Here is a 24,366-nt window from a genome sequence, read left to right as displayed (position 1 = left end):
ATAGGTTTTATCTATAACAAAGATAAATAGAAACGATTATGTTTATTTTTAATGCCGACCTATTCTTTATCCACACTAATTCAATGGTTTAAATGCTGGGTCTACTTAAATTTACGGTGTCACAACGATTGTGCACATTTACCCTCTAAGGAATCGATCATGAGTAAAAAATTAACTACAGCTGCGGGTTGTCCTGTTGCTCATAACCAGAATGTTCAAACTGCGGGTAAACGCGGTCCTCAACTTCTTCAAGATGTTTGGTTTTTAGAAAAAATGGCGCATTTTGATCGTGAGGTGATTCCAGAGCGTCGTATGCACGCGAAAGGCTCAGGTGCTTACGGCACATTTACCGTTACACACGACATCACAAAATACACCAAGGCAAAATTGTTCTCTGAAATAGGTAAAAAAACCGACTTGTTTGCACGTTTCACAACAGTTGCGGGTGAGCGCGGTGCTGCCGATGCTGAACGTGATATTCGTGGCTTTGCATTGAAGTTTTATACTGAAGAAGGCAACTGGGATATGGTGGGTAACAACACGCCAGTATTCTTCCTTCGTGATCCTCTTAAGTTCCCAGACTTAAACCACGCCGTTAAACGTGACCCTCGCACTAACATGCGCAGCGCGAAGAACAACTGGGATTTCTGGACTTCTTTACCTGAAGCACTTCACCAAATTACTATCGTGATGAGTGATCGCGGTATCCCTGCGACTTACCGCCACATGCATGGTTTCGGCAGTCACACGTTCAGCTTCATTAATGCTGACAACGAACGTTTCTGGGTTAAATTCCACTTCAAATCTCAGCAAGGTATTAAAAACTTGTCTGACGCAGAAGCGGCACAAGTGATCGGTGATGATCGTGAAAGCCACCAACGCGATTTGCTAGACAGCATCGATAACCAAGATTTCCCGAAATGGACGTTGAAAGTTCAAATTATGCCAGAAGCTGATGCGGCAACGGTTCCTTACAACCCATTCGACTTAACTAAGATTTGGCCTCACGCTGATTACCCATTAATTGAAGTGGGCGAATTTGAGCTAAACCGTAATCCACAAAACTTCTTCGCAGAAGTTGAGCAGTCGGCGTTCAACCCAGCAAACGTAGTTCCGGGTATCAGTTTCTCACCAGATAAGATGCTTCAAGGTCGCCTATTTGCTTACGGTGATGCACAGCGGTACCGTTTGGGTGTAAACCATCAGCACATTCCAGTGAATGCGCCTCGTTGCCCAGTACACAGCTACCACCGTGATGGCGCGATGCGTGTCGATGGTAACTTCGGTGGCACATTAGGTTATGAGCCAAACAACGAAGGTCAATGGGCTGAGCAACCAGATTTCGCTGAACCAGCACTGAACCTAGATGGCGCAGCAGCACACTGGGATCACCGCGAAGATGAAGATTACTTCTCGCAACCGGGTGACTTGTTCCGCCTAATGACACCAGAGAAGCAAGCGATTCTTTTTGATAACACTGCTCGCAACCTAGGCGGCGTGCCAAAAGAGATTCAATTGCGTCACCTAAGACACTGTTACAAAGCTGACCCTGCATACGGTGAAGGCATTGGTAAACTGCTTGAAATCGATGTGAGCGAATTTAAGTCGTAATCAATCATCTTGATTCGTTAATTGAAAGGCCGTTGAGTGAATCACTCAACGGCCTTTTTTGATCTCGCTGTTTATTAAGCAACCCTAAATCATTGAAAAATTTAATAATCCACATTGATAGTTTTTACCTATCGAATTGATAAATCTATCCCATTATCTTTGTAAGAGTGATGGGATTATTCTACGACTATCAGTTTATAAAGTAGAAGAGTTTGAGATGAATAAGAGCGCATTAATCGTTGAAGGTGGAGCAATGAGAGGCATTTTTGCTGCCGGAGTTTTAGACGCCTTTATGCAAGACGATTTCCGTCCTTATGACTTTGCCATCGGCGTATCTGCAGGTGTGTCGAATCTGGTTGGCTACTTATCTCATGCACCAAAACGCAGTTATGATGTGATCACCACGATGGCGACGGATAAGACCTTCTTTAACCCTGCTCGCTTTGCCAAGGGCGGTAACTTAGTGGACGTTAAGTGGTTATGGAACGAATCCAATCAACGTTATCCGCTGGACTGTGGCGAGCTATTTTCAAGTATCCCACTCATTGCTGCTGTCACAAATGTCGATACGGGCAGTGCAGACTACTACCATATTAAGCCAGAAAACCTTTCTAATGTTGTTGAAGCAACAACGGCTTTACCTATCGCTTACCGTGAAACTCCGTGTTTCTCTGGTGGCTGTTATACCGATGGCGGTGTAGCCGATTCGATTCCGGTTCGTGAAGCATATCGCCGTGGCGCACGCGATATTACCGTGATTCTGTCTCACCCATTGAGCTACCGAATGAAGCCTCAAAAGCACCAATGGATGCTGAAGAAACTATTAAAGAAATTCCCGAATATTGCTGAGTCGATGGCGGTACGTGCTGAAAACTACAACCAGTCTCTGGAGTTCATTCGTAACCCACCCAAAGATGCGACCATTAAAGTGATAGCGCCGCCAGAAGCGTTCGCGGTTAAGCGTTTAACTATGGATCAAAGCACTCTTAATGCAGGTTACGAGATGGGCGTAAAAGCCGGTGAAGAGCATCTTGCCATTCGAAAAGGCGTGTATGGTTTAGACACCGAAGATTGTCATTTCTGCGTCTAGGAACGTTTTTAGAATACTGGATAAACGACAAAGCCACGCTGTTCACTTAGGAATAGCGTGGCTTTATATTTGTAGACCTAGTTTGTTTTTAACTCAGTCTGCTATTAACTCAATTAGCTATTAAACGAGTTCGTTACCGCTGGTGTTGCCAGCAAAGAAGGCATCAACACTGGTGAGCGTTGTATTGGCGATGTTGAACAGAGCATCTTTGGTCAAGAAAGCTTGGTGACCTGTGAACAATACATTGTGACAAGCAGATAGGCGACGGAATACGTCATCGACAATCACATCGTTAGATTTGTCTTGGAAGAACAGCTCTTTCTCGTTGTCGTAAACATCAAGACCAAGCGCGCCGATTTTGCTTTGTTTGAGCGCTTCAATCGCTGCGGTTGAATCCAGCAGTTCACCACGGCTGGTGTTGACGATCATCACGCCATCTTTCATCTTCTCAAATGCCGTTGCATCCAATAAGTGGTAGTTCTCTTTACTCATCGGACAGTGCAGAGAAATCACATCAGACTCTTGGTAAAGCTCGTCTAGTTCAACATATTTAGCCCCAAGTTCGACAGCCAACGGATTCGGATATGGGTCGTAGCATAGGATGTTCATGCCTAAACCTTTCAGAATACGCATGGTCGCTAGGCCAATTTTTCCAGAGCCTATCACACCTACAGTTTTACCGTGGAAGTTGAAGCCTACCAAGCCCTCAAGAGAGAAGTTTGCATCACGAGTACGCTGATACGCTTTGTGCAGCTTGCGGTTTAAACACATCATCATGCCGACCGTATGTTCTGCTACTGACTCTGGTGAATAAGCAGGAACGCGTACCACTTGCAAGCCAAACTCTTTGGCTGCGTCTAGGTCGACCTTGTCAAAGCCCGCACAGCGCATCGCGATTAACTTGGTGCCGCCTTGAGCAAGAATCTCTAACGCGTCTCGCGATAGGTCATCGTTTACAAACGCACAAACCACTTCGTTGTCGTGCGCCATTTTTGCTGTTGTTGTGGTGAGTCGAAAATCGTGAAAATGAAACTCAGCGTTGAGTTCGCCTTTTGCCAGTTCGAATGATTTTTCGTCGTATGATTTTGAGCTAAAAAAAGCAATGTTGAGCATGGCTTCCTCTCTTACCTAAAATATAAATAACCCACTAATTCATTCTCTGAAACGGGATTAAAACAAGGGCATGTTGACCTTTCGCGGTTAAGTTTTGTTCGAGATAAAATCGTTTTAATCGCGACGAGAGGTTTGCCGCCTAGTCATTCTAAGCAAAACCCTCTCAACAAAGAGTAAAACGATTTTAGCCGAACCCTTCGGGCAGTGTTTGTGGTTCCTTTCTACAGCGTTATCGAATTCTCATGTAGGCGAGCTACACGTCGAATTCTCTGCCTTGTATAAATAACCCACAAACGGCTGCAAAAATCAGCTCGATAGGTCAACATGCCCTACAACTCTGTTCAGTGTGCTAGAGTTTTTTTCTCTTGTCTATCACCATTAGTCATTGTAATTGCTATGGTTATTTGATCTTTTGTCTTCACTTATTGAACATTAAAAATCACATTACGAGGTTGCTTGCTTATAAGTTCATCAATATTGAATGAATCTTACTTTCGGGCGTTGAACGTTGAATTTTCCAGTGTGACGGAATACGTAAATGACTCATATAAAACCTCTTATCTGTCTGTATTTTGAATATAAGCTTTAGCTTTGATGGAATTGGTGACTGTGATTACCAGTAGTTTTCACTGCTGAATTGGCCGGGTTTTCGGCGTAAGTGCTTCTCGAAACCTAAGCTAGTTAGCGCTTCGCTTGTGTCACGAACCATTTGCGGATTGCCGCAAAGGTAGAAAAAACTGCGGGTTTGATTGAAAGCGACAGACGCGGCTTGCTCGAGGTCGCCTCCAAGTAACAAATTTGGGATTCGTCCGCGCAAAGTTCCGGTAACTGATTCTCTAGAAATAATTGGCACATATTTAAGTCTCCCTTGAAAGTGATTAACGAGTTGAGTGATACGATCTCGATAAGTCAGGTCTTGCTCTGTTCTTACAGCATGCACTAGAACCAGATTCTTGAATGAAGAGGCTTTGTCTGAAGCCAACTCATTTTGCTGTATCTGCATGCTCTCAAGTATTGAGATAAATGGGCCTACCGCGGTTCCGGTTGAAAGCATCCATAGATCGTCTGCGATCTCTGGGATCTCATCCAATGTCATAAATCCACTAGGGTCTTTGCCGACAAAGACATCATCACCCACCTTCAGTTGATGGAGTTGAGGAGAGAGCTGGCCGTTTTGATCCTTAACAATCAAAAACTCCAGATGTTGATGACCTTTTGCATGTTCTGGCGCATTCACCATTGAATAAGCGCGTCGAACAAATTCACCTTCACTGTTGCGTAACCCCAACTTTGTGAATTGACCAGCTTGGTAGGATGAAACTGGTGCACTGACTTGGAGTGAGAACAATTGATCGGTCCACTCTATCTTGTGTAGGACTTTTCCGGTTACCAAACCATGAGGAATATCTGTCATATCATCACCTTTACGTAGAGAAGCTATCTCATTAAGGATACTCAACTATCTTACTTTTTGGAGTTGCATGTACCATGCCAATAATGAGAATGCTTATCAGTACTAATTCTTTAGTGGGATATAGGTTTGATTGAGTCAGAAAGACTAGATTATTTTGGTGTCCAAAAGACTCTATTGTGTTTTTTTGTTTCTATTAGCGTTCTGAGAGTTAAGTGAGCCATGTCCGAGATCTGTTGAGTGGTTCGACCCTTAGGATATTCCACCAATAACTAAAGAGAATAATTTGTAGATGCGTATAATGGCGGCTTTCGATCTCAATATAGCCGTGTTTTATGCTTGATAATCTTCGTATGGCCTTGAACGTGTTGTTCGTGACCATCAATACTGCAATGACTGCGTTTACCGTAAGCTTCTTTGGCCTCATTAAACTAATTCTTCCAATCCCTGTTGTGCAGAAGTCATGTACTCGTCTCGCTAACTTCACATTCTGGTGTTGGGCTTCTCTTAATTTATGGATGTTGAACGCCAATAACGATATCGAATGGCAAGTGGAAGGGGGGGAAGATATTTCGACCAAGCAGTGGTATTTGATGATGTCTAACCACCTAAGCTGGGCAGATATTGTGATTTTGTCTTCAATCCTAAAAGACAAAATGCCGATGACGAAGTACTTCTTGAAACATGAATTGTTGTACGTACCATTTGTTGGCTTGGCCTGCTGGGGCTTAGATATGCCATTCATGAGACGCCACTCTCGTGAGTTCCTATTACGCAACCCAGAACGCCGTAATGATGATTTTAATGCAATCAATAAAGCGTGTACTAAGTTCAAATTAGCACCGACAACATTGGTTAATTTTGTTGAAGGGACTCGTGCAAACCACGAGAAACTGGCGTCAGCAAAGACCCCTTATCGCCACTTATTGAAGCCGAAAACTGGGGGCGTGGCATTTGCTTTATCTGCAATGGGCCCAATTTTGGATGGCATCGTGGATGTGACCTTAGCTTACCCTGAAAACCAAACCTCTCCGTTTGAAGATATGCTGAAGGGCAAAATGACTAAGGTCGTTGTGCGTATTAAATTGCATCCAATGGATGAGAACGTGAACGGTAATTACTTTGAAGATAAGGCTTTTAAACGTCGCTTCCACAATTGGTTGAACAGCACGTGGAAAGAGAAAGACGTCTACCTTGATACGGTTTATGGGGTTGATAAGCCTTCTGAGGTAGAGACAGTTGACGAGCCTGATGTGGCTTATAAGAAACAAGAACAGTAAGCTAAAACTGAATCGATAGCATTAATAAAGCCGATAGCTCATTGAACTATCGGCTTTTTTATTAATTTGACTTTCTTAATATTCAAACCATTAAGTTAGTACTTACTATGGCTCAACCGCCTGGTAAGCATCAATAATATGCTTTACTTGGCTAGGTTTGCCTTGCTTCTCTTGTCCTTGATGGATACGTAAGTAGTGCTGCAATGTTTTGGCTTTGTATTGCTGTGATACCTTCACTTGTTCATCACAACTTGGTGTCCAGATCTTGTCACCGACGTTTGATATCTCGCTAACGGTTTGGCTCTTTTCTGAATCACCGCGACTATTACTCACCAATAAAATCTCGTAGTAACGACGGTTCTCTTCAATCAACACTTCATCAATAAGACCAAAATGGATCGCCTTTAAATGGCTTCTCAACTCGAATTGCTGATGCACCGGACAAAGCAAGAAATCGATCGCTTTGTCTGGGTGTTGGCGATGAATATCATCTACGAGCTTTTGAGTAAGATCGCCACCGACGCCCGCAATAATCACCAGGTGTTTGCCTGTATGTTTCTCAAGCGGAATAGCGGCGACATCCATGCAGTAGACTTGCCATTGGCTGCTAACCGTTTGTTCGGCTCTGTTATCTTGCGGAAAGTAGCGCGCTAGCTTGCCTTCAAGCTCACTCATCAGAGACGGGACAATGTCGACAAAGTGAATCTGAGGCGCTTTATTATCCGATAACAGTTGAACACCCAAAAAGCCATGATCACAGCAACAGTCCCAAATATGCTGGTAGTCATTGCTGACAAGGGAGTGGAGAGTTTGCAGTCGGTTACTTAGCTTCATAAGGTTCGCGTCGTTAGAAAAGGGGTGTTGTCTTATCGAAGGCGCATTGTAATGACTTTCTAGAAAAACAAAAGCATCTAGGGTGTGAATCCTAGGTGCTTTGTAGTGGCTACAGAATTGTTAGTATAGGTTTACGATGCTTTGGCAACAGCCCTGATGTGGCCTTCAACTCGATTTTTTCCAAGCTGTTGAGCAATCAACTTTGCTTGCTCCGCCAGTGCTAGAGCTGTATCTGGCTCTCCCTCTATTTGTGAAAAACCGACACTCACGCCTAAAGAGAGGCTGATGTCTGGCGTCACAATAGTTTTCTCTGCTACGCCAATTCGGCACTGGTCTAGTTGGAACTTGGCGTCGTTGCCGTCGTTTGCTTTAAATAATACTGCGAACTCTTTGCCTCCAATACGAGCAAGGCATAGTCCTTTAGGCTTCGGAAAGTACGAGCGTAGTGCTTCTGCTGTCAGCTTGATCATCTTGTCACCCACAGCTTCACCATAAGCACGGTTCACGTGGTCAAAATTATCGATATCGAGTAGAGCTATATAGGTTTCAGGCTGGTTGGCGTAGTTTTCCAGTGCAATATTAAAGCTACTTTTGTTGTCTAATTGCGTCATCAAGTCCTTGCTACTCAACTGGTGCTGAAGCAGTAAGTTGGACAGTGAGACTTCCGTGTAATCTCTGATCATACGCAGAATACTCTGGCTGATCGGTAAGTTTGCGTTTACGTACAACACTGCGATCAACTGCTTGCGAGAGTGCAAAGGAATACAGTAATGGCGTTGGTGTATTTTGAGTTTACACGCTAATGGGTCTGCGTACTTTCCGCTTCGGTAAGCCATGGTGTCCGGTGTAAATCGTTCGGCAAGGGCTTTGTCACAATGTACCGTTGATTTGTTTCCGTGATAGTCGATGGTACTGAATGCGTGGTTCTCAGGCTGATAGAGACAGAATTGAATGCCTTTTTGGTAGGTGAAACTATCCAGTATGGATTTTAATTCTCGTTTAAAGCTTACAAGGTCATCGACTTTATTCAGTTGTGACAAGGACACGTTCAAACGATAAGCCAAATAGTTTGCGCCAATCCACAATAGAAGCAGTGAACCAAGTACCAAGCCAGTTAGCGTAAATTGGTGTGAGCTGGTTAAGATATCGTGGCGATCGGTGCCCGCAATGAACACCCAATTTAAGCTGTTGTCTGCGTCAAATACCGATATTTTGAAGTTATCTTGATAGTAATATTCGTGCTTACCAACGGTTTCACCTTGTGAGAGTTGGTGGCTGATCCCTGCATGGAAGCTGATGGATTTAGAACCGATACGCTGTGGATCCGGGTGGAATACCAGTCGCTCTGTTGCTCTGTCTACAACAAATACATAGCCATTATTAAGCGTTTTTAAATCTCTTAAACCTTGCGTGGTATGCATTAAATCAAACTCAATCCATATTTCTTCGTTGAGCTTTTCTGCAGTGTGTTTAACGGCGAAAACCCAACGACCATCGGGCTTTTGATAAATAGAAGAGATATAAAAATCGTCAACAACACTGTCTATTGGATTCCATTTGATGGAGGCAACTTGTTCGTTGGAAAGAGGTAAGCCACGACTTGATATATATTGTTGAGTTTGAGGTTGGTATCGAATGATATCGGAGAAGTTAGGTGTTCTTTTTAGAATGTTATCACTCAGTTCTCTGAATTTTCGATCACCGATTGGAGCGGTTTGAGGTAAGCCTAAGCTGGTTTCTAAAAAATAGAGCTTGCCAAATGTGGCTTCGATGTTGGAACGAATCGTGGAGCTTGCGATTCGAATATTTGATGATGATTGTTCGGTTGCTGCTGTTTCTACTTTTTCAAGCTGAGCCACAGCAAGATAGAGCATCCCTCCAGTTAATAAAATAATGTATGGTTTAAAAAGCCGAATTAATGTTTTAGGTAAAGCCATGATATCCAAAGACGTTATAGATTCATTTTTATAGTACGGCAATACTAAACAGTTTCATTAACCACATCAATGCAAATGATTCCATATGGATGAATGATTTTTGTGATATTCAGCTAACAAAAAAGCCAGCTGTAAATATAACTAGCTTCTATGGTTTTCGGTGTTTTATTAAGCTGACTAAGCTTTTGCTTTAATCAAATCAGCCTGATCTGGCGAATAGTGCAAAATTGCCATCGAAGTTGGCGACAACAACATTTCACCTTCTGCATGACCGGGTTTAACGTTTCGCAAGTTGGTATCACAGATGGTTACCCAGTTTTGTTCACGGTCATTCGGTAACGAGAAACGTGCTGGCGCATTGGTTTGGTTGATAAGATAAATTAACTCGTCGCCATCTTTACCAATACCTAAATGCAAAGCGACTGAGCTTAAGCGGTTCCAGTCGTCATGCTCCATAAGTGTGCCATCGACACGGCTCCAGAAGATGCGGTTAGAGTTACGCTTTTCGCCACTGAATGCCTTAATAAACGGCACCATGTATTGCTGACGAGCAGAGATCATTTCAGATAACCAAGTCTTGAAGTAAGTCTTGCGCTCTGAATCTTCCCAGTTAAGCCAGCTGGTCACGCCATCTTGGCAGTAAGCGTTGTTGTTACCTTTTTGAGTGTGAGATAACACATCAGCTGTCAGAATATGTGGAATGCCAAAGGCAAACAACAGACTCGCCATGAAGTTACGTTTCTGTTTTTCGCGTGTGGCAACAACCAATAGGTTTTCGGTTTCCCCTTCAACACCGTAGTTATCAGAGCGGTTATCACCGTGTCCATCTCGGTTGTTCTCGCCGTTATTTTCATTGTGCTTGTGTTTGTAAGAGACAAGATCTTGCATTGTGAAGCCGTCGTGATACGTGATGTAGTTTACGGTTAGTCTGTATGGCCAGTGTGCTGCGCTGTAGATATCGCGAGATCCCATTAAGCGCGTCGCAAACTCTTTTAGATAGCCTTGATCACCGCGCCAGAAGCTACGTGTGATATCACGCAGTTTGTCGTTACATTCATTCCAGCCTAGTGGAAAGTTACCTACTTGATAACCGTTAGGGCCAATATCCCACGGTTCTGCAATCAACTTGGTCTCTTTGAGCACAGGATCTTGAGCAACGGCTTTGAAAAAAGCAGCTTCAGGGTTGTAATTATCGCCTTCACGTCCCAGCGTCGCGGCCAAATCAAAACGGAAGCCGTCGACTTTGAATTCACTCACCCAGTAACGAAGCGTATCCATCACTAAGTTGAGTGCGGGCTGGTGGGTAAGGTCGACGGTGTTTCCACAGCCAGTGAAGTTCGCGTAATGGCAGCCATGTTTAATGTAGTAGCGGCTATCGAGTGCTTTTAGGTTGAAGGTGGTTCCGCCTTCCCCACCTTCTGCTGTGTGGTTGTACACCACGTCTAGAATGACTTCGATGCCATTGCGGTGCAGTTCGCGAATCGCAGTCTTTAACTCGTTTACGGCATCTTTCTCTGCGTAGCGAGGGTCAGGCACCATAAACAAGTATGGGTTGTAACCCCAATAGTTCACTTTACCCATGTCTAATAGGTGTGGTTCATGCATGCATGCGGCAATGGGCAAAAGCTGTAGAGAGTTGATATTTTGCTGTTTGTAGAACGCAAGCATTTCAGGGCTCACTAACCCTAAGTAGCGTCCTTTAGTATTGGCAGCCACTTCTGGGTGCAGTTGAGATAGACCTTTTACATGCGTTTCAAAAAGAACGGTATCTTCGCGGCTAATGCGTGGCTTTTCTACATCTTGCCAATCGAAGGTGTCATCAACAACGACACATTTCGCCATAGCAAAGCTTTTTTCATTGGTATATGGCGTGACGTAATCGAGCGGTTCGCTTATTGCTTTGGCATACGGGTCTGAAAGCAGGATAGGGCCATTGTCCGTTTCGGCAATGAAGCCGTATTTTTGCCCCGCTTTAATACCATCAATAAAGACATATCTGATATCAGCGTATTCATTTTCCAATTTATAAGTGGTGAATTCGTCGTTCTCGTCAAAAAGAGCGAGTGAAAGAGATTTACAGTCAGGAGAATAAATAGAGAAGTTGCAGCCAGTGTTACCTAGCGTTGCGCCTAGCGGATAAGGGCGAGCGAGCGTTCTAGTCATTGCTTGATTTCTTGTTCGTTTATCGACATCAGTGAACTATAAGTAAAAAGCTTTGTCACAATAAGGTCAAGCAACTTCACAGATTAATTACGGTAAAAAAAATAATTCATCGATGAAGTTCAAATTATATATTTGAGCTAGATCTCACTTATGTTGAATAATTAGATCTGTGTGCTGTCTACTCCTCCTATATTAAGTGATCTACCTCTTTAAAACACCATTCTGTATATTTTCTACTCCCCTCTAGTCCCCCTTAATTAACTTAGGGGCGGAGGAAGTCAAACTTGTCATCCCCTCTTAATATTGACCCCGTTGAAACGAATCAGGGGAAACCCTAAACCTCTCTATCTTACGACTACCATTACTGCCTTTGGTTGCCGCAAGAGAGCAAAAATATAAAAACCTAAAATAAATCGTCCTTAATGGAGTTAAGAATGAAAAAAGTAAGTTTGATTGCTGCTGCAGTGGCAACTACATTAGCTGCTGGCTCTGCGTTCGCTGTAGATTTTAATGGCTACATGCGTGCTGGTACTGGTATTAGCGGAAATGATGGTGGTGACGTTTCATTCATGAAGAATGGTATTGGCCGTCTAGGTAATGAAAACGACAACTATTCTGAGTTTGGTCTGGCTGAAGAACTAAAAACTGGTGAGCAAACTTGGCGTTTAGAGTCAATGATTGCTTCTGGTGCTGATGGCGCAAATGGTTGGGAAGACGGTGACTTTAACGTTGCTCAGTTTGCTGTTAAAGCAACTGGCGTCTTATCTTTTGATGAAGAAGCGACACTTTGGGCTGGTAAAACATACTACCAACGTAAAGATATTCACATCACTGACTTCTACTTTCTAAATACATCAGGTACTGGTGGTGGTATTGAAAATATTTCAGTTGGTAATCAAAAACTTTCTCTAGCAATTATTCAAGATGGCGAAGATGAGAACGGTGCTGGTTACATGGCTGATGCTCGCCTAGCGAATATCGGTCTGTGGGAAGATGCTAGCTTAGAGCTTGGAGTTGTATACAACTTCGGTACTGAAAACAAGAATGGCAAATACGATGGCGATGACGGCCTACTTGCTACAGGTATCATCCACCAAGGTATGAGCAATGGCTTTAACCAAACGGTCGTTCAAGTAGGTACGGCTGGTTACGGTGTTCAAATGGCTAATTTGTGGGGCTCTGGTGCTTATTATGACCGCTCTGGAGACCAGGATGATGGTTTCGGTTACCGAATCCTTAACTGGGGTGTAATGAACCTTGGCGAGTCTTGGGAAATGGGTCACCAACTTGCCTACTTAGCTGGTTCTGATATCGGTGCTTCAAAGCAAGACATCAACCAATATTCTGTAGTTGTTCGTCCAATGTACAAGTGGAACAACACTATGCGTACTATTTTTGAAGCTGGCTACAATGCGGGTGAGCAGATTAATCAAGCTGGCACTGGTGTAGAAGATTTTGGTGGCGCTAAATTTACTGTTGCTCAAGCATGGGCAATGGGTGACAGCTTCTGGGCTCGTCCTGAAATCCGCGTATACGGTAGCTACCTGATGGATCTAGAAAACGATTCATTCGGTGAAGTTAAAGAAAATGGTGTTGTAAAGGCTAAAGGTGCTGACAACGATTTCGTTGTTGGTATCCAAGTTGAAGCTTGGTGGTAAGCCACTTAGCTTAAAATCCTAAACTGTCCTAATTCATAGCCGGCTTACGTCGGCTATTTTTTTAAGGAATGTACGATTAGTAAAAAGGTTTCCTAGGTTAATTATTTTCGTTATGGTAATTAACTAAGTAAATTTCTTAAAAAAATAAAAATAAGGAAGAACTATGTATTTTCGCGCTCTGATGTTGAGTGGTTGTGTTGCATTGGCTGGTTGCCAATCTGCGCAAGTAGTAGAGCAAGTGCAAGTTGCACAAGCTGAACAAGTTAACTCTATTGCTGGTCTTCAATTTGCTCCTATGAAGCTACCAAGTTCGGCAATTTTTGATGTGACACCAAATAGCCAAGTATTAAATTACCAAGGAATAAACAGCCCTGTAGTCGCGGTTGAACTGCCTGCAGATCGCGGTGAGTACTCGATTAATATCACGAGCATTATCGGCGACACAGCGTTTGTTCCAAATGCGGTCATCTATGACGAAAACGGTCGTGAGCTAGAGCGTTATGGTAAAGAGAGCTTCGAATACGCAAAACCAAGACTACACTTAGGAAACCGCCTCGTTGCTGAGAACGATTTTTACCCACCGACAACAGCAAAATCAGTTTATTTAGTTATCTATACAGATCAAGCTGATCTTGGTGGTTTTACTGATGTGATCCATCCTGCTCGCTTGGACGCGGAAGGCCGTGGTAATTATTTACCTGAAGTAAAAGATATCCCGATTCCAAATGCTAACGTTGGTAAGATAGAAGTTACAATCGATAAAGCGAGCTTCTTCTCAATTGGTTCATCAAACAGTGAATCTAATGCTAAACCTGCTGTTGCTAAAATCGATACTATTCAACCTGAAACGCAAACCTACTATCACAATGCGATTCAAACAGCTGTAACTGAAGACAATATTCCTAAAGCTCTTAGCTTATTAGATGAAGCAAAAGCCCTTGGTATTGAAGGTGCACAAGAAGCCTTTGTGCGAGCCGTCAACGCCAAGTAATATAGATAAAGGGTTCCTTTAAAAGTGCAATGCTTGTAAGTTAAGCATCGGTTAGCATCTTCTAAGGAACCCTATCGAATACCGCTTTAATGTATATGCTTTTTATTTGCAATGTTCAGCAACTTTCTCGCCTAAAGGGACTTCTGTATTTTCGCATTTTGATACGTGACCAGTAGTCGTTTCCCCTGCTTTATCCGTTTCCATATATTGATCAACATTACCGTTGCTTTCAAGTGTTTGCAGTGCCTGTTTGTGCGCGGCATTTTCAGCTTGTATTTGTTGCGTTGTTGCAGTGCTAGGAGTATGTGCCAGGGCGCGAGCAGCGTCGGTAGATTCTACAAGATCAGTGGTATTAGCCAAAGCCATCCCGCCCATCAATGCTGTAGTCACGATGCCCATTTGGATGGTTTTGATGATATGTTTACGGTTCATGGAAGTTTTCCTAATCAAAATTTAACGACACCGCAAACAACTGCGGTGTTTTGCTGTTGATAGAATATTACATCGAGAATTGAATGTATTTTAATCGTAATTGTAGGGCGTAACCCTTCAAAAAAGGCTGCCAGGATTAATTCTGTTCACTTAAGGGAGAGCGGCATTCCTACTATGATATATCGTTAAGATTTGGTTTTAACGGTTCTAAGGAATATCCTTTCCCTTTAGTTCTAAGTTTTCAGCCATGTAATCGAATGTAGGGGCTATAAAGTATGGTTGGAAATGCCCCGAATTTTAATGGGCGATGCAGTTGTTTATTATTTGCTTAAATCTGCTGGGTTCAATAGTTGTAAAAAAGGGAGACTGACGTCTCCCAAAGGCTAGCTTGCACTGGTTTTATTATCTTTTTATTAGAATTCCAAGCTTTAAGACTTAGTTCTTGGTTACTGAAACAACTGGGCCATCTACGTCGTCATCCAGCTCGTGAATCGCATTCAGAGTGAATGTATAGCTACCAGCTTCTGTTACGCTTAGTTGGCAGTTACCATCAGTACCTAGGTCGATTGATCCATCAGCAAGTTCAACGGAATCACAACCAAAGTTAGGTGATACCCAATCAGCATCAGCAAACTTGAAGCCATAGTTACCCGCTTCCAAGTTGCCTGTCACAGAATAAACACCATTAGCGACAAAGCTCATTGCCCAATCATCCGTTGCGCCCCATCCATTCATGTCACCTTTAACGTAGACGGTTGTTTGGCCGTATGGCGGAATGCTCGATACATCCTTGCCTGAGTTATCAACCGGCAAACCAGCACCTTGTGCATCGCCTTGAGCTTGTACAAATACAGCGGTGGTTAGTGCAGGGACTGTGAAGGTTTCAGCGGCGAAGCTTGCACCTTTTACAATGTCATCTTCAGAGCTCTGTTGAACGGTGTGAAGTGTAAAGCCGGTTGCTCCCGTGATTTTGAACGATTGAGATTCATTCGTTGAGTTTACAACTGCGACAATCGCATCATTGGCAGGGTCAAGGTCTTCGCCCGCAGACACGCCATCATCGATCGACATGACAATCAGGCCTTCGACTTGATCTTCGCCAACGTTACGGAAGTCGACACGCTTCATAACTTCGTCAGCTGTATCTAAGCGGAACAGTTCGCTTGAGCTACGGATCTTTAATAGCTCTAGGAATTGCTGCTTAGTTAACTCAATGTCGTCTGCGTCTGGTTTAGCCGCGCTGTCAGCAATGATAGTTTTGATCAGATCCCAGTTGGCACCATCTTTGTCTTCACGTGGTAAGCCAACATTCCAGTTGTTGTTAGTACCATCAAACATTACGCGGTTGTACCAGTCACCAGAATCGTAAGAGTCGCGCTGCATAGACTTTGAACGTAGCAGTTCAGACCCCATATGGATGAATGGTATGCCTTGGCCTAACATCACGGTAGAGAGTGATACAGACTGCATGCGAGCACGCTCTGCAGAGCTAGTACCAGTGGCGATTTTGTAAGCGTTGTTATCCCAAAGCGTTTGGTTATCATGCTTCGATACGTAAGAAATGTTCTCTGAAGGCATCTTGGTGTAACCAGCTGGCGCGCCGTTGTAATCAACGTTTTTACCCAATTTGGTATCGCCTTTGTAATCAATCAGTACGTATTCTGCGAGGTTACCTGCCATCCCCAAACGAACAAGGTCTTGGTTATGTAAACGACCATTGATCGAATCTTGATCAACTTTGGTTTCTTCATTGGCAATCGCTGCGTTACCAAAGCCTTGGTTAAAGCGAAGTGGGTGGTTGCCTGCTGAATCGACGCCACCGTCGAACGGACTACCACCACGAACGGCGTCACGCAAACGGTCTGAGAATGTACCGATCTCAGTACCTGCCATATTGATTTGGTTTGCTTGATCGAAGCGGGCGTTGTTGGCGACTTCACCAAAGTCCCAGCCTTCCCCGTAGAACAGAGTATTCGGGTCGATTTTGCGCACTTCTTCCAATGCTTCGACCATTACATCTTTTGGCTGGTGGCCCATCAAGTCAAAACGGAAACCATCCACTTTGTAGTCGTCAGCCCACACCTTAAGTGAGTCGACCATCAATTTACCCATCATCAGGTTTTCGGTCGCAGTGTTGTCACAACAAGTCGAGTTTTCTACGCCACCAGTGTTGACGTTAAGACGGTGGTAGTACCCAGGGACAATCTTATCCAGTACCGACTTATCGTTCACACCAGACGCATTGGTGTGGTTGTATACCACGTCCATGATCAGCTTAAGATCCATGTCGTGCGTAGCTTTGACCATCTGACGGAATTCGAGAATACGCTGAGAACCATTAGGATCGGTCGCGTAACTTCCCTCAGGCACTGTGTAATGGAATGGGTCGTAGCCCCAGTTGAAGCTATCAAGCATACGAAGGTCATTCATTAATGCTTGTGCGTCACCCGTTGAAGGGTCATAACCATCGAGTACGTCTTCGATGACTTTGTTTTCGTCTTCGCTTCCACATAAGGTAGCTGTCGGTTTTACATCACACAGTTTTCCTACGGTGTCGGTGATATCAACACGGCTCGCGGCATCTTCATCGACGGTAGCGATATCAAATGCTGGTAAGATATGCAGCGTAGTTAAACCTGCTTCTTGGAGAGCTTGTAGGTGTTTGACCGACTCACGATCGGCTTCTGTAAGAGCGAGGTACTTGCCATTTAGGCTAGCTGTGCCGAGCTTATCGCTGAAGCTAAAGTCACGTAGGTGTGATTCGTAAAGTACGTGGTCTTCGTCTTTTTCTACGGTTGGTCGTTGGTAGTTGTCCCAGTTCGCTGGTTTCAAGGTTGAATCATTTAGGTCAATCACTTGAGAGTATGCCGAATTCTTCGATAAGCTGAGAGAATATGGGTCTGTCACTAGGCGAGTCTCAATGTTGCCTGTGGTTGGGTGGTAAACCTTCACTTGGTAGCGATAGTAACTGTTGACAGCGTTAGGTACCGCGTCAGTCGCCCAAATACCCGTCTCAGTGCTTTCTGTCATTGGAAAAACTTGTGAGCTTTTCAGGTCTTCGCTGTAAAGAACTAGCTCTACATCTTGCGCGGTTGGTGCCCAAAGCTTGAAGGTCGCCGCACTGCCTTCAACAATCGCGCCGAGTTCTTCAGCCATTGCATTACCAGCATCTTCGCTAGCAAATACCGCATCAAGCACACCAGGTTTTTGAACCTCAGTTGAAGAGATAACATCGCCATTGGCATTGTAGGCAACAAAAATTATCTGAGATTTTAAAATAGTGCGAAGTGTGCTGTCGTCAACATCGATAGCTAGGGCAGGTAAGCTTGCAAGGTGTCGGAAACGCTCTTTCAATTCAGAAGATAGTTCTCCGTCTTTGCTTAGTTCAATTGCAGTTCCACCGACAATCTCTTTGTCATCGTTCATTGTGATGCTGTTGTCTAGTGCATAGAAAAGCTTCACAGAGTCTGCATTGCTAGCCGCTTCCCAACCAATTGTGGTTGCATCTAGCCAGTGTGCTTTTTGACCATCAATATTGACTGGTCGCTCTGAAATAGGGTCGTAGTACAACTCGCTGCTGCCATGGAAACCAAATACGCCTTGTGAATCGCCAAGCTTAGTTAACTCGACTTTTGAGTTCGCACTGCCAAATGCTTTCTCATCACCATTGTGCAAGATGAAGTTCATGCATTTGTGTGGGTCAGAGGCATCTGGGTCAACTTTCAACACATAATAGGCACCGTAAGTATCGCTGATACCATCGTATTCGTAAGGGCTGTTCCAATCGGTTCCGGTTTCATTCAACCCCATGCCGACTAAGTCTGTGCTGGTACAGCCTTCACCATTCCAAAGGTGAAGCCCCCAACCGTCGTAAGTTGAGCCAGATGAGCTGGCAGCGGCAACATCGCGTTTGTAGTAAATAACGACTTCGTTTTCAGCAGCAGGGTATAAACCACTGTTGCCAGGGGCTGTACCGTTGTCGCTATCATTATCACTACCACAACCCGCGATCAAAGTAGCGGTGAAGAGCGGTAACATTGCTTTGGCCAATGTAGAGCGTTTGAAGCTCTTCTTTTTGGTATTGTTGAAGGTATTTCGTAGAGAGATAATTTTATTAATATTTATGTTGTTCACGTTTTGATATCCATATTTCACTTTTTATGAAGATGAATATCCTAGCTTTAACCAAGGTCAACTATTTGTGATGGCAATGTATAAAGTTATTTTAAATTCGTAAATATAGGAAACCTAGTGTCAATATCACGCTTTGTATTTGGTTATTGTTAAATTAATTGGATCAATGACTCATTTGCATAATATCAATAATGTAAGGCGTAGAGGCTAGGCGTAGTTAATAAGGATGAGAGCTCATCCTTATTATTGTGAGTAATATATCGAATTGAGAGAGTGTTAATTTAATATGGAAATTAAGTTATTTATCAATTAGCTAAAAGCGAGCTGTTCGGTAATTTATATTGATAGGTATATCATCCATTTAAGGATAACACCCAAGCCAAAGACGCCAGCGGTTTCAATTCAATATTAAAACTGCCAACACTGTTCTCAATGTCGAGCACTTGTTGCGCTATGCCTTCAATATATTCATTGAGTATGTAACGACCATCAACTAATTTGAGTTTTTGGATTACATCACTTGGAATCTTTAAGTGAATATTTTCAGTGGTATGTTGGCTGAAATTAGCTGCAACAATGGTTAGCTCTTGGTGGTCAGAGCGCAGAAATGCGTAGACTGAATCACTTAAGTTACAGCACTGGTGTAAGTCTTGGTAATCACCTGTTATCGATGAGTGCTCTAGCGAAAAGTTCATTACCTTTTGATAGAAGTGACGCAGCTGCTTTTCGTTTTCGTCTAATAGCCCGCCATCGAATGCGCCGTGGTTCATCCACTTTTGGTGTTGTGGGACTCCGATGTAGTCAAATATGGAAGTTCGTGAGGGCTGTCCAAAGCCTGCATTCTCCGCGCCCGGTTCGCCGACTTCTTGCCCAAAGTAGATCATGGTTGGAGAACTACTCAATAACGCGCTGACTAGCATTGCAGGCTTCGCTATATTTGGGTCACCTACAAATTCAGGAGACGCGATGCGTTGTTCATCATGGTTATCCAAGAAGTGCAGCATGTGATGTTCAATATCCATCATTTGATGTTGGATTTTGGGGATGATAGCCGTGGAAGTATTGCCTAGCATGATGTCTTTTAGACCGTCGTACAGATCTACTTTGTCATAGAGGTAGTCCATTTTGCCTAAGTGGATATAGTCGCGATATAAGTCCGGTTGGTACACCTCAGCCATTAAAAAGGCATCTTGGTTTTTCATCTTTATAGATGAATTAAGGTAGCTCCAAAATTCGACTGGAACCATCTCAGCCATATCGTAGCGAAACCCATCAACACCTTTATTCAACCAAAACAAGGCGATATCTCGGAATTTAGCCCAAGAGTTAGGCACATAAACAGATTCCCAGAAACGGAAATGATCCATGTAATTGCGTTGAGCATAGTCACTCGGTAGTTCAGGGAAGTCTTTTGAACCGTCTGGTCGCATGCCATAATTGATTTTCACCGTTTCATACCAATCATCGAAACTAGGCTTGGCTAAACGTGAGCCGTTACCTGTCCATTTGGCGGGCGTCTCTATAAACGGGGAGTTTAGGTTGGGATGCTGTTCACCACCTAGCGGCGTAAAGGCGGGCTCTATGTCTGGCAATTCAAAGGTGCTGTTGGGAATGTAGTAGAAGTTATTGTCTTTGTGGTATTCCAGCGTTGTGTCATCTTGAGCGCCGAAGTCACTGACACCTTCTGGGTTGTTTAAGCCTTTATAATGACGCGCAACGTGATTCGGTACGATATCGATAATCACTTTTAAACCATTGTCGTGACTTCTTTTGATTAGTGCCTCGAACTCCTCTAGTCGGCATTCAGGGTTGTCTGCGAGATCTGGGTTTACGGAATAGTAGTCTTTGACGGCATATGGTGATCCCGCACGGCCTTTTACCACGCTAGGGTGATCGTCTGAAATACCAAGGTGCTTGTAGTCATTGATGAGCGCATGATGTGGCACTCCGGTATACCAAATATGAGTCATACCGAGTTTGCGGATTTCAGACAGCGCTTTGTCGGTAAAATCACTGAACTTACCGACGCCATTTTGCTCGATTGTGCCCCATGGAACATGTTGGGTGTTTTTATTGCCAAATAAACGCGTAAAAACTTGGTAGATGGCGTACTTTTGGTTGTACATATTTATAATTCCTTTAACTTCCATCATGTTATGTAGGGATGAAAGGGCTTGTTTATTCTTTGCAGGCTAACCGAATTACAATATGCCTTACTCATCCTTATCAAAATCTACAGGGCGTAATTGCTACAGTATGTGAGCTGTTGCTCAAAAGGAGTCATGTTGTCTTCATCTATTCAAATCGTTATCACTTATTTGGTTCTGGTGGCGGTGTCTGTGTTGTTTGCGGAAAGTTCTAAAGCGCTGTTGGTGTGGTATTTGGTTATCGGTTTCGTGACGTTTTTTGTGTACGCGAAGGACAAGCGAGCAGCGATCAATGGCAATTGGCGTGTGCCAGAGAAAACTCTGCATATTTTTTCTGTTGCTGGTGGCTGGCTAGGGGCGTTGATTGCTCAAGATAAGCTGCGTCATAAAACGCAGAAGCAGCCGTTCAGAGCCATATATTGGGTGACAGTGGCAGTGAATGTTGCGGCGTTTGTGTGGACGTTAACGCCGAGCGGGCAGACGATGTTTGGTCGTTGGCTTAGTGAACTTGTGGGTTATTTATAAAGAGAATAACGGTTAGCACAGGAGTACCAACCGTTAAAATACAGAAGTTATTCGACTAGAGCATCGGAATGATCGATGCTAGAAGCAAGCCTGCCATACCGTAGTTGAAGCTTTTGATACGGACTGGTGTTGTTAACCAGTGTTGCAGTTGTTTACCTGCCGCTGTCCAGAATGTCACGGATGGTAAGTTGGCGAGCGTGAAGATACCTGCGATGATCGCAAGCTCCCACCATGAACTGCCGCTGCTATAGACTGAAATTGCCGTCAGCGCCATCGACCAACCTTTCGGGTTCACCCACTGAAAACTTGCCGCGCCGATGAAGGTCATTGGCTTATAAGCCTCGGTGCTTTTGGCTTTGCCGCTCAATGCTATCTTAATTGCAAGGTACACGAGGTAAGCAAGGCTTAGGTATTTCAAGATTTGGTGAGTAACCGGATAAGCGTTGAAAATGCCCATTAAACCGAAGCCAACTAGCAGCAACATGGCTGCAAACCCTAGAGCAATGCCAAGCATGTGCGGAATAGTACGGGCAAAGCCAACATTTGCTCCTGATGTCATGAGCATGATGTTATTTGGACCTGGTGTGAAGGTCGAGACGAACGCAAACAAGGCAAGTGCGCTAAGTTGTTCTAAAGGCATTATGGTTCTCCAGCAAAAAATGAACGAAGTGACTGACCGGTCATGACTTTCACGTGTTGAGAAACATAGTAGGTGGAAAGTGAGGCAATTATGTGCTTTTATTTCCTCTATTATCACTAAATGCACAATAATAAGTACTTATGGATAGATTTGACGAAAGGATATTGCAAGAGCTTAAATTGGACGGCAGAATCTCCAACATTGAGCTTTCAGAACGGATTGGCTTGTCGGCTTCTGCGACCTTAAGGCGCGTCCAGGATCTTGAGCGTAAAGGTATCATTCAAGGTTACCGTGCGGTTCTGGATAATGGGCTGATGGGGGTAGGTTTTATTGCTTATGTTTCGATTGGTTTATCAAGCCACAGCAAAGCGGCTCAGCTGGAGTTTGAACAGCACGTCAGTATGGAAAAAGAGGTGGTGGAGTGTCACAACATTACCGGTGCCAACGAGTACTTGCTAAGGGTAGAAACCAAAGACCTACCGGGCTATAAGAAGTTTCATGCCGATGTGCTTGGGGAATGTGCTCAGGTGAAATCTATTACGACTATGGTTGTGATGGACACCCCTAAAGACGAACGCTAGTCGAGTTTTATTTCAGGAGAGGCGCAGTGCCAAATACCAATCAGTTGTTATTGTTCTTAGATGTGGTTCAACAAGGGTCGTTTACCAAAGCGGCAACCTTGCACGATATGGACAACTCATCACTCTCTAAACAGATCAAAAAGCTCGAGCAAGATTTAGGTGTTCAGCTGCTTAACCGCTCTACACGCTCGTTTTCGTTGACGTCGGCCGGGGAAGATATTCTCGCACAAACCTATGTGCTGAAAGACACTATCAATCAGATCCAAGGAATTGCAGATTCATACCAGTCTGAACCCAAAGGTGTGCTACGAATTACTTCACCGATCTATTTTGGGCAGCAATATTTGCAACCTATCATCACTCAGTTCATGAGAAAGTACCCAGATGTTCAGATCGTACTTTCACTAGACGATAAGATCGCCAATATCATTGCAGGGCAGTTTGATATCGCGTTTCGCTTCAGTAAGCTTGTTGAATCGAATTTGATTGCGAAGAAGATTGCCGACAGTAATTTCATGTTGGTCGCGTCAAACGATTTTGTGAAGGAGCACGGTGAACCGAAAACGCCACAAGATCTACTCGCTCTACCTGCGGTGATTTATACCAATGGTGATATGACGGTCGACCATCTGCGCATTAGTGAAGAGCCGGGAGGTAATACCTTCCAGAGCCTAACGATTCGTGGCAACTATAAGGTGAGTGATGTTCGCACCATGGTCTCTTGCGTAAAAGATGGCTTAGGCTATGGCTTCCTTGACCAATCAAACCTGTATGCCTCAATGAAAGATCTGGGCTTGGTTACGTTGCTTCCAGATTACCCGATTTCAACGATTGATACTGCAATCTACGCTGTGTATCCGCACCGTAAACAGACCAAGCTGGTCAAAGAGTTTATTACTACAGTTCAAGATTATATTGGCTCTCCGACCATTTGGGAGAAGATGCAGCAAGGTTGAGTAGGAAAGCCTAGGTGTCCCACCTCAACATTCTAGCTGTATATCTGCCTTGCCATCCAAAGATGGGCAAGGCAGATATATGATATAGACCCACTAAATCAGTTACGAACCGTAATGCTTCGGTAAGCAACGTCAGTCAGGTAATCATTTAGTCGATGAGATGCTAATACCGCTTCTTCTGCATCGGTATGGCTTACAGCTCTGAGTACTGCTGCATGAAGTGAAGAAGCTTGCGTTAAATCGGATGTTTGATTTTTGTAAGCAAACCAAAAGCGGCGTGATAAACCTTGTAGGGGAGCCATAGCCAACTCTAGGTATTCGTTGCTTGCAGCTTTTACCAACACAACATGAATTTCTTTGAGAAGCTCTGCGTATTTTAAATCATCTTCGTTTTGCGCGCACATTTCGAGCTCCGATGCTAACTGCATCATCTGCTGCTTTTCATCAATGGTTGCCCTTGCTGCGGCATAACGAACACAAAGCGCTTCAATATCACGCCTAACCTCTAAGATCTTCAACTGACTTTCGATTGAAATCGGTGGGATCTGAATACCACGTCTTGGGTGTATTTCCGCCATTCTTTCATAAGACAAACGTTGCAATGCTTCCCTTACTGGTGTTCTGCCTACCCCAAGGCTTTCTGCTAACTGTTTTTCACTCACCATGCTTCCCGGCTCAAGCTCACGAAAGATGATCATTTTTTCTAATTGGTGATAAGCAACTTCAGTCTTATTTACGGGATTGATCGTCATGTCCTTTTTATTCCCTCGTTAAATTGTTTAGTGAGCAATCTCACGATAAGCATAATATCGATTGTAACATAAAAAACTTAAGCATATATTAAAACCACACATCTGATATAT

At 43.8% G+C, this 24,366-nt stretch carries 18 protein-coding genes; 8 read left to right on the top strand and 10 right to left on the bottom strand.

Annotated features, from left to right (window positions below):
- Window positions 1–159: 159 nt before the first annotated feature.
- Window positions 160–1,611, top strand: a complete 1,452-nt coding sequence (locus LMH68_RS15770) for a catalase (protein WP_229648084.1) — start codon at window positions 160–162, stop codon at window positions 1,609–1,611.
- 217 nt (window positions 1,612–1,828) lie between these two features.
- On the top strand, window positions 1,829–2,701 hold the full coding sequence (locus LMH68_RS15765; protein WP_229648083.1) for a patatin family protein: 873 nt from the start codon (window positions 1,829–1,831) through the stop codon (window positions 2,699–2,701).
- A gap of 120 nt (window positions 2,702–2,821) precedes the next feature.
- On the opposite strand, the gene LMH68_RS15760 is transcribed toward LMH68_RS15765, so the two are convergent.
- Together LMH68_RS15760 and LMH68_RS15755 are read right to left on the bottom strand one after the other, a co-directional pair.
- Entirely contained in the window at window positions 2,822–3,814 is a 993-nt protein-coding gene (locus LMH68_RS15760) for a 2-hydroxyacid dehydrogenase (RefSeq protein ID WP_017066331.1), read from the bottom strand.
- A gap of 613 nt (window positions 3,815–4,427) precedes the next feature.
- Window positions 4,428–5,228 carry a ferredoxin--NADP reductase gene (locus LMH68_RS15755; RefSeq protein WP_229648082.1) on the bottom strand — a complete coding sequence of 267 codons (801 nt, stop codon included), beginning with the start codon at window positions 5,226–5,228 and terminating at the stop codon, window positions 4,428–4,430.
- 332 nt (window positions 5,229–5,560) lie between these two features.
- On the opposite strand from LMH68_RS15755, the gene LMH68_RS15750 reads away from it, so the two are divergent.
- A complete protein-coding gene (locus tag LMH68_RS15750; RefSeq protein ID WP_229648081.1) occupies window positions 5,561–6,505 on the top strand; it encodes an acyltransferase in 945 nt (314 codons plus the stop codon).
- Window positions 6,506–6,610: 105 nt separating this feature from the next.
- Here the strand turns inward: LMH68_RS15750 and LMH68_RS15745 are convergent, their stop codons facing one another.
- The 3 genes from LMH68_RS15745 to glgX form a co-directional block, all read right to left on the bottom strand.
- Complete coding sequence (locus tag LMH68_RS15745) at window positions 6,611–7,339, bottom strand: tRNA (adenine(22)-N(1))-methyltransferase (RefSeq protein WP_229648080.1); 729 nt, start codon at window positions 7,337–7,339, stop codon at window positions 6,611–6,613.
- A 131-nt stretch (window positions 7,340–7,470) separates the two neighbouring features.
- Entirely contained in the window at window positions 7,471–9,213 is a 1,743-nt protein-coding gene (locus LMH68_RS15740) for a diguanylate cyclase domain-containing protein (protein ID WP_229648079.1), read from the bottom strand.
- Between the two features lie 240 nt (window positions 9,214–9,453).
- The gene (gene glgX, locus LMH68_RS15735) at window positions 9,454–11,439 is read right to left on the bottom strand and encodes a glycogen debranching protein GlgX (protein WP_229648078.1); all 1,986 of its coding nucleotides are present in this window, start codon (window positions 11,437–11,439) and stop codon (window positions 9,454–9,456) included.
- 434 nt (window positions 11,440–11,873) lie between these two features.
- On the opposite strand from glgX, the gene lamB reads away from it, so the two are divergent.
- Window positions 11,874–13,097, top strand: coding sequence for a maltoporin LamB (gene lamB / locus LMH68_RS15730; protein ID WP_065583773.1), 1,224 nt, complete (start codon window positions 11,874–11,876; stop codon window positions 13,095–13,097).
- A 163-nt stretch (window positions 13,098–13,260) separates the two neighbouring features.
- The gene (locus LMH68_RS15725) at window positions 13,261–14,088 is read left to right on the top strand and encodes a MalM family protein (RefSeq protein ID WP_065583774.1); all 828 of its coding nucleotides are present in this window, start codon (window positions 13,261–13,263) and stop codon (window positions 14,086–14,088) included.
- Window positions 14,089–14,190: 102 nt separating this feature from the next.
- On the opposite strand, the gene LMH68_RS15720 is transcribed toward LMH68_RS15725, so the two are convergent.
- From LMH68_RS15720 to LMH68_RS15710, 3 genes are all read right to left on the bottom strand, one after another.
- Window positions 14,191–14,520 (bottom strand): hypothetical protein, encoded by a 330-nt coding sequence (locus LMH68_RS15720; RefSeq protein WP_017058851.1) that lies wholly within the window; start codon window positions 14,518–14,520, stop codon window positions 14,191–14,193.
- A 435-nt stretch (window positions 14,521–14,955) separates the two neighbouring features.
- Entirely contained in the window at window positions 14,956–18,654 is a 3,699-nt protein-coding gene (gene pulA / locus LMH68_RS15715) for a pullulanase-type alpha-1,6-glucosidase (protein WP_229648077.1), read from the bottom strand.
- 353 nt (window positions 18,655–19,007) lie between these two features.
- Window positions 19,008–20,780 carry an alpha-amylase family glycosyl hydrolase gene (locus LMH68_RS15710; protein ID WP_017064221.1) on the bottom strand — a complete coding sequence of 591 codons (1,773 nt, stop codon included), beginning with the start codon at window positions 20,778–20,780 and terminating at the stop codon, window positions 19,008–19,010.
- 156 nt (window positions 20,781–20,936) lie between these two features.
- On the opposite strand from LMH68_RS15710, the gene LMH68_RS15705 reads away from it, so the two are divergent.
- A complete protein-coding gene (locus tag LMH68_RS15705; RefSeq protein ID WP_017064222.1) occupies window positions 20,937–21,326 on the top strand; it encodes a DUF1294 domain-containing protein in 390 nt (129 codons plus the stop codon).
- A gap of 55 nt (window positions 21,327–21,381) precedes the next feature.
- Here LMH68_RS15705 and LMH68_RS15700 read toward each other — a convergent pair whose 3' ends face one another.
- Window positions 21,382–21,966 (bottom strand): LysE family translocator, encoded by a 585-nt coding sequence (locus LMH68_RS15700; RefSeq protein ID WP_229648076.1) that lies wholly within the window; start codon window positions 21,964–21,966, stop codon window positions 21,382–21,384.
- Between the two features lie 140 nt (window positions 21,967–22,106).
- Between LMH68_RS15700 and LMH68_RS15695 the strand changes: the two genes are divergently transcribed.
- On the top strand, window positions 22,107–22,547 hold the full coding sequence (locus LMH68_RS15695; protein WP_065583777.1) for an Lrp/AsnC family transcriptional regulator: 441 nt from the start codon (window positions 22,107–22,109) through the stop codon (window positions 22,545–22,547).
- A 26-nt stretch (window positions 22,548–22,573) separates the two neighbouring features.
- On the top strand, window positions 22,574–23,503 hold the full coding sequence (locus tag LMH68_RS15690; protein ID WP_229648075.1) for a LysR family transcriptional regulator: 930 nt from the start codon (window positions 22,574–22,576) through the stop codon (window positions 23,501–23,503).
- A gap of 98 nt (window positions 23,504–23,601) precedes the next feature.
- Here LMH68_RS15690 and LMH68_RS15685 read toward each other — a convergent pair whose 3' ends face one another.
- Window positions 23,602–24,255: a GntR family transcriptional regulator gene (locus tag LMH68_RS15685; RefSeq protein WP_102566433.1), complete on the bottom strand. Its 654-nt coding sequence runs from the start codon at window positions 24,253–24,255 to the stop codon at window positions 23,602–23,604.
- Window positions 24,256–24,366: the final 111 nt, after the last annotated feature.

The organism is Vibrio sp. F13, assembly GCF_020806305.2.
In the GTDB taxonomy this organism is placed as follows: domain Bacteria; phylum Pseudomonadota; class Gammaproteobacteria; order Enterobacterales; family Vibrionaceae; genus Vibrio; species Vibrio crassostreae_C.
This window is presented reverse-complemented; position numbering and strand designations above follow the sequence as displayed.

Coding starts and splice junctions, on each gene's coding strand:
- LMH68_RS15770 (WP_229648084.1), top strand. CDS start 160: ATGAGTAAAAAATTAACTACAGCTGCGGGTTGTCCTGTTGCTCATAAC.
- LMH68_RS15765 (WP_229648083.1), top strand. CDS start 1,829: ATGAATAAGAGCGCATTAATCGTTGAAGGTGGAGCAATGAGAGGCATT.
- LMH68_RS15760 (WP_017066331.1), bottom strand. CDS start 3,814: ATGCTCAACATTGCTTTTTTTAGCTCAAAATCATACGACGAAAAATCA.
- LMH68_RS15755 (WP_229648082.1), bottom strand. CDS start 5,228: ATGACAGATATTCCTCATGGTTTGGTAACCGGAAAAGTCCTACACAAG.
- LMH68_RS15750 (WP_229648081.1), top strand. CDS start 5,561: ATGCTTGATAATCTTCGTATGGCCTTGAACGTGTTGTTCGTGACCATC.
- LMH68_RS15745 (WP_229648080.1), bottom strand. CDS start 7,339: ATGAAGCTAAGTAACCGACTGCAAACTCTCCACTCCCTTGTCAGCAAT.
- LMH68_RS15740 (WP_229648079.1), bottom strand. CDS start 9,213: ATGCTCTATCTTGCTGTGGCTCAGCTTGAAAAAGTAGAAACAGCAGCA.
- glgX (WP_229648078.1), bottom strand. CDS start 11,439: ATGACTAGAACGCTCGCTCGCCCTTATCCGCTAGGCGCAACGCTAGGT.
- lamB (WP_065583773.1), top strand. CDS start 11,874: ATGAAAAAAGTAAGTTTGATTGCTGCTGCAGTGGCAACTACATTAGCT.
- LMH68_RS15725 (WP_065583774.1), top strand. CDS start 13,261: ATGTATTTTCGCGCTCTGATGTTGAGTGGTTGTGTTGCATTGGCTGGT.
- LMH68_RS15720 (WP_017058851.1), bottom strand. CDS start 14,520: ATGAACCGTAAACATATCATCAAAACCATCCAAATGGGCATCGTGACT.
- LMH68_RS15710 (WP_017064221.1), bottom strand. CDS start 20,780: ATGTACAACCAAAAGTACGCCATCTACCAAGTTTTTACGCGTTTATTT.
- LMH68_RS15705 (WP_017064222.1), top strand. CDS start 20,937: ATGTTGTCTTCATCTATTCAAATCGTTATCACTTATTTGGTTCTGGTG.
- LMH68_RS15700 (WP_229648076.1), bottom strand. CDS start 21,966: ATGCCTTTAGAACAACTTAGCGCACTTGCCTTGTTTGCGTTCGTCTCG.
- LMH68_RS15695 (WP_065583777.1), top strand. CDS start 22,107: ATGGATAGATTTGACGAAAGGATATTGCAAGAGCTTAAATTGGACGGC.
- LMH68_RS15685 (WP_102566433.1), bottom strand. CDS start 24,255: ATGACGATCAATCCCGTAAATAAGACTGAAGTTGCTTATCACCAATTA.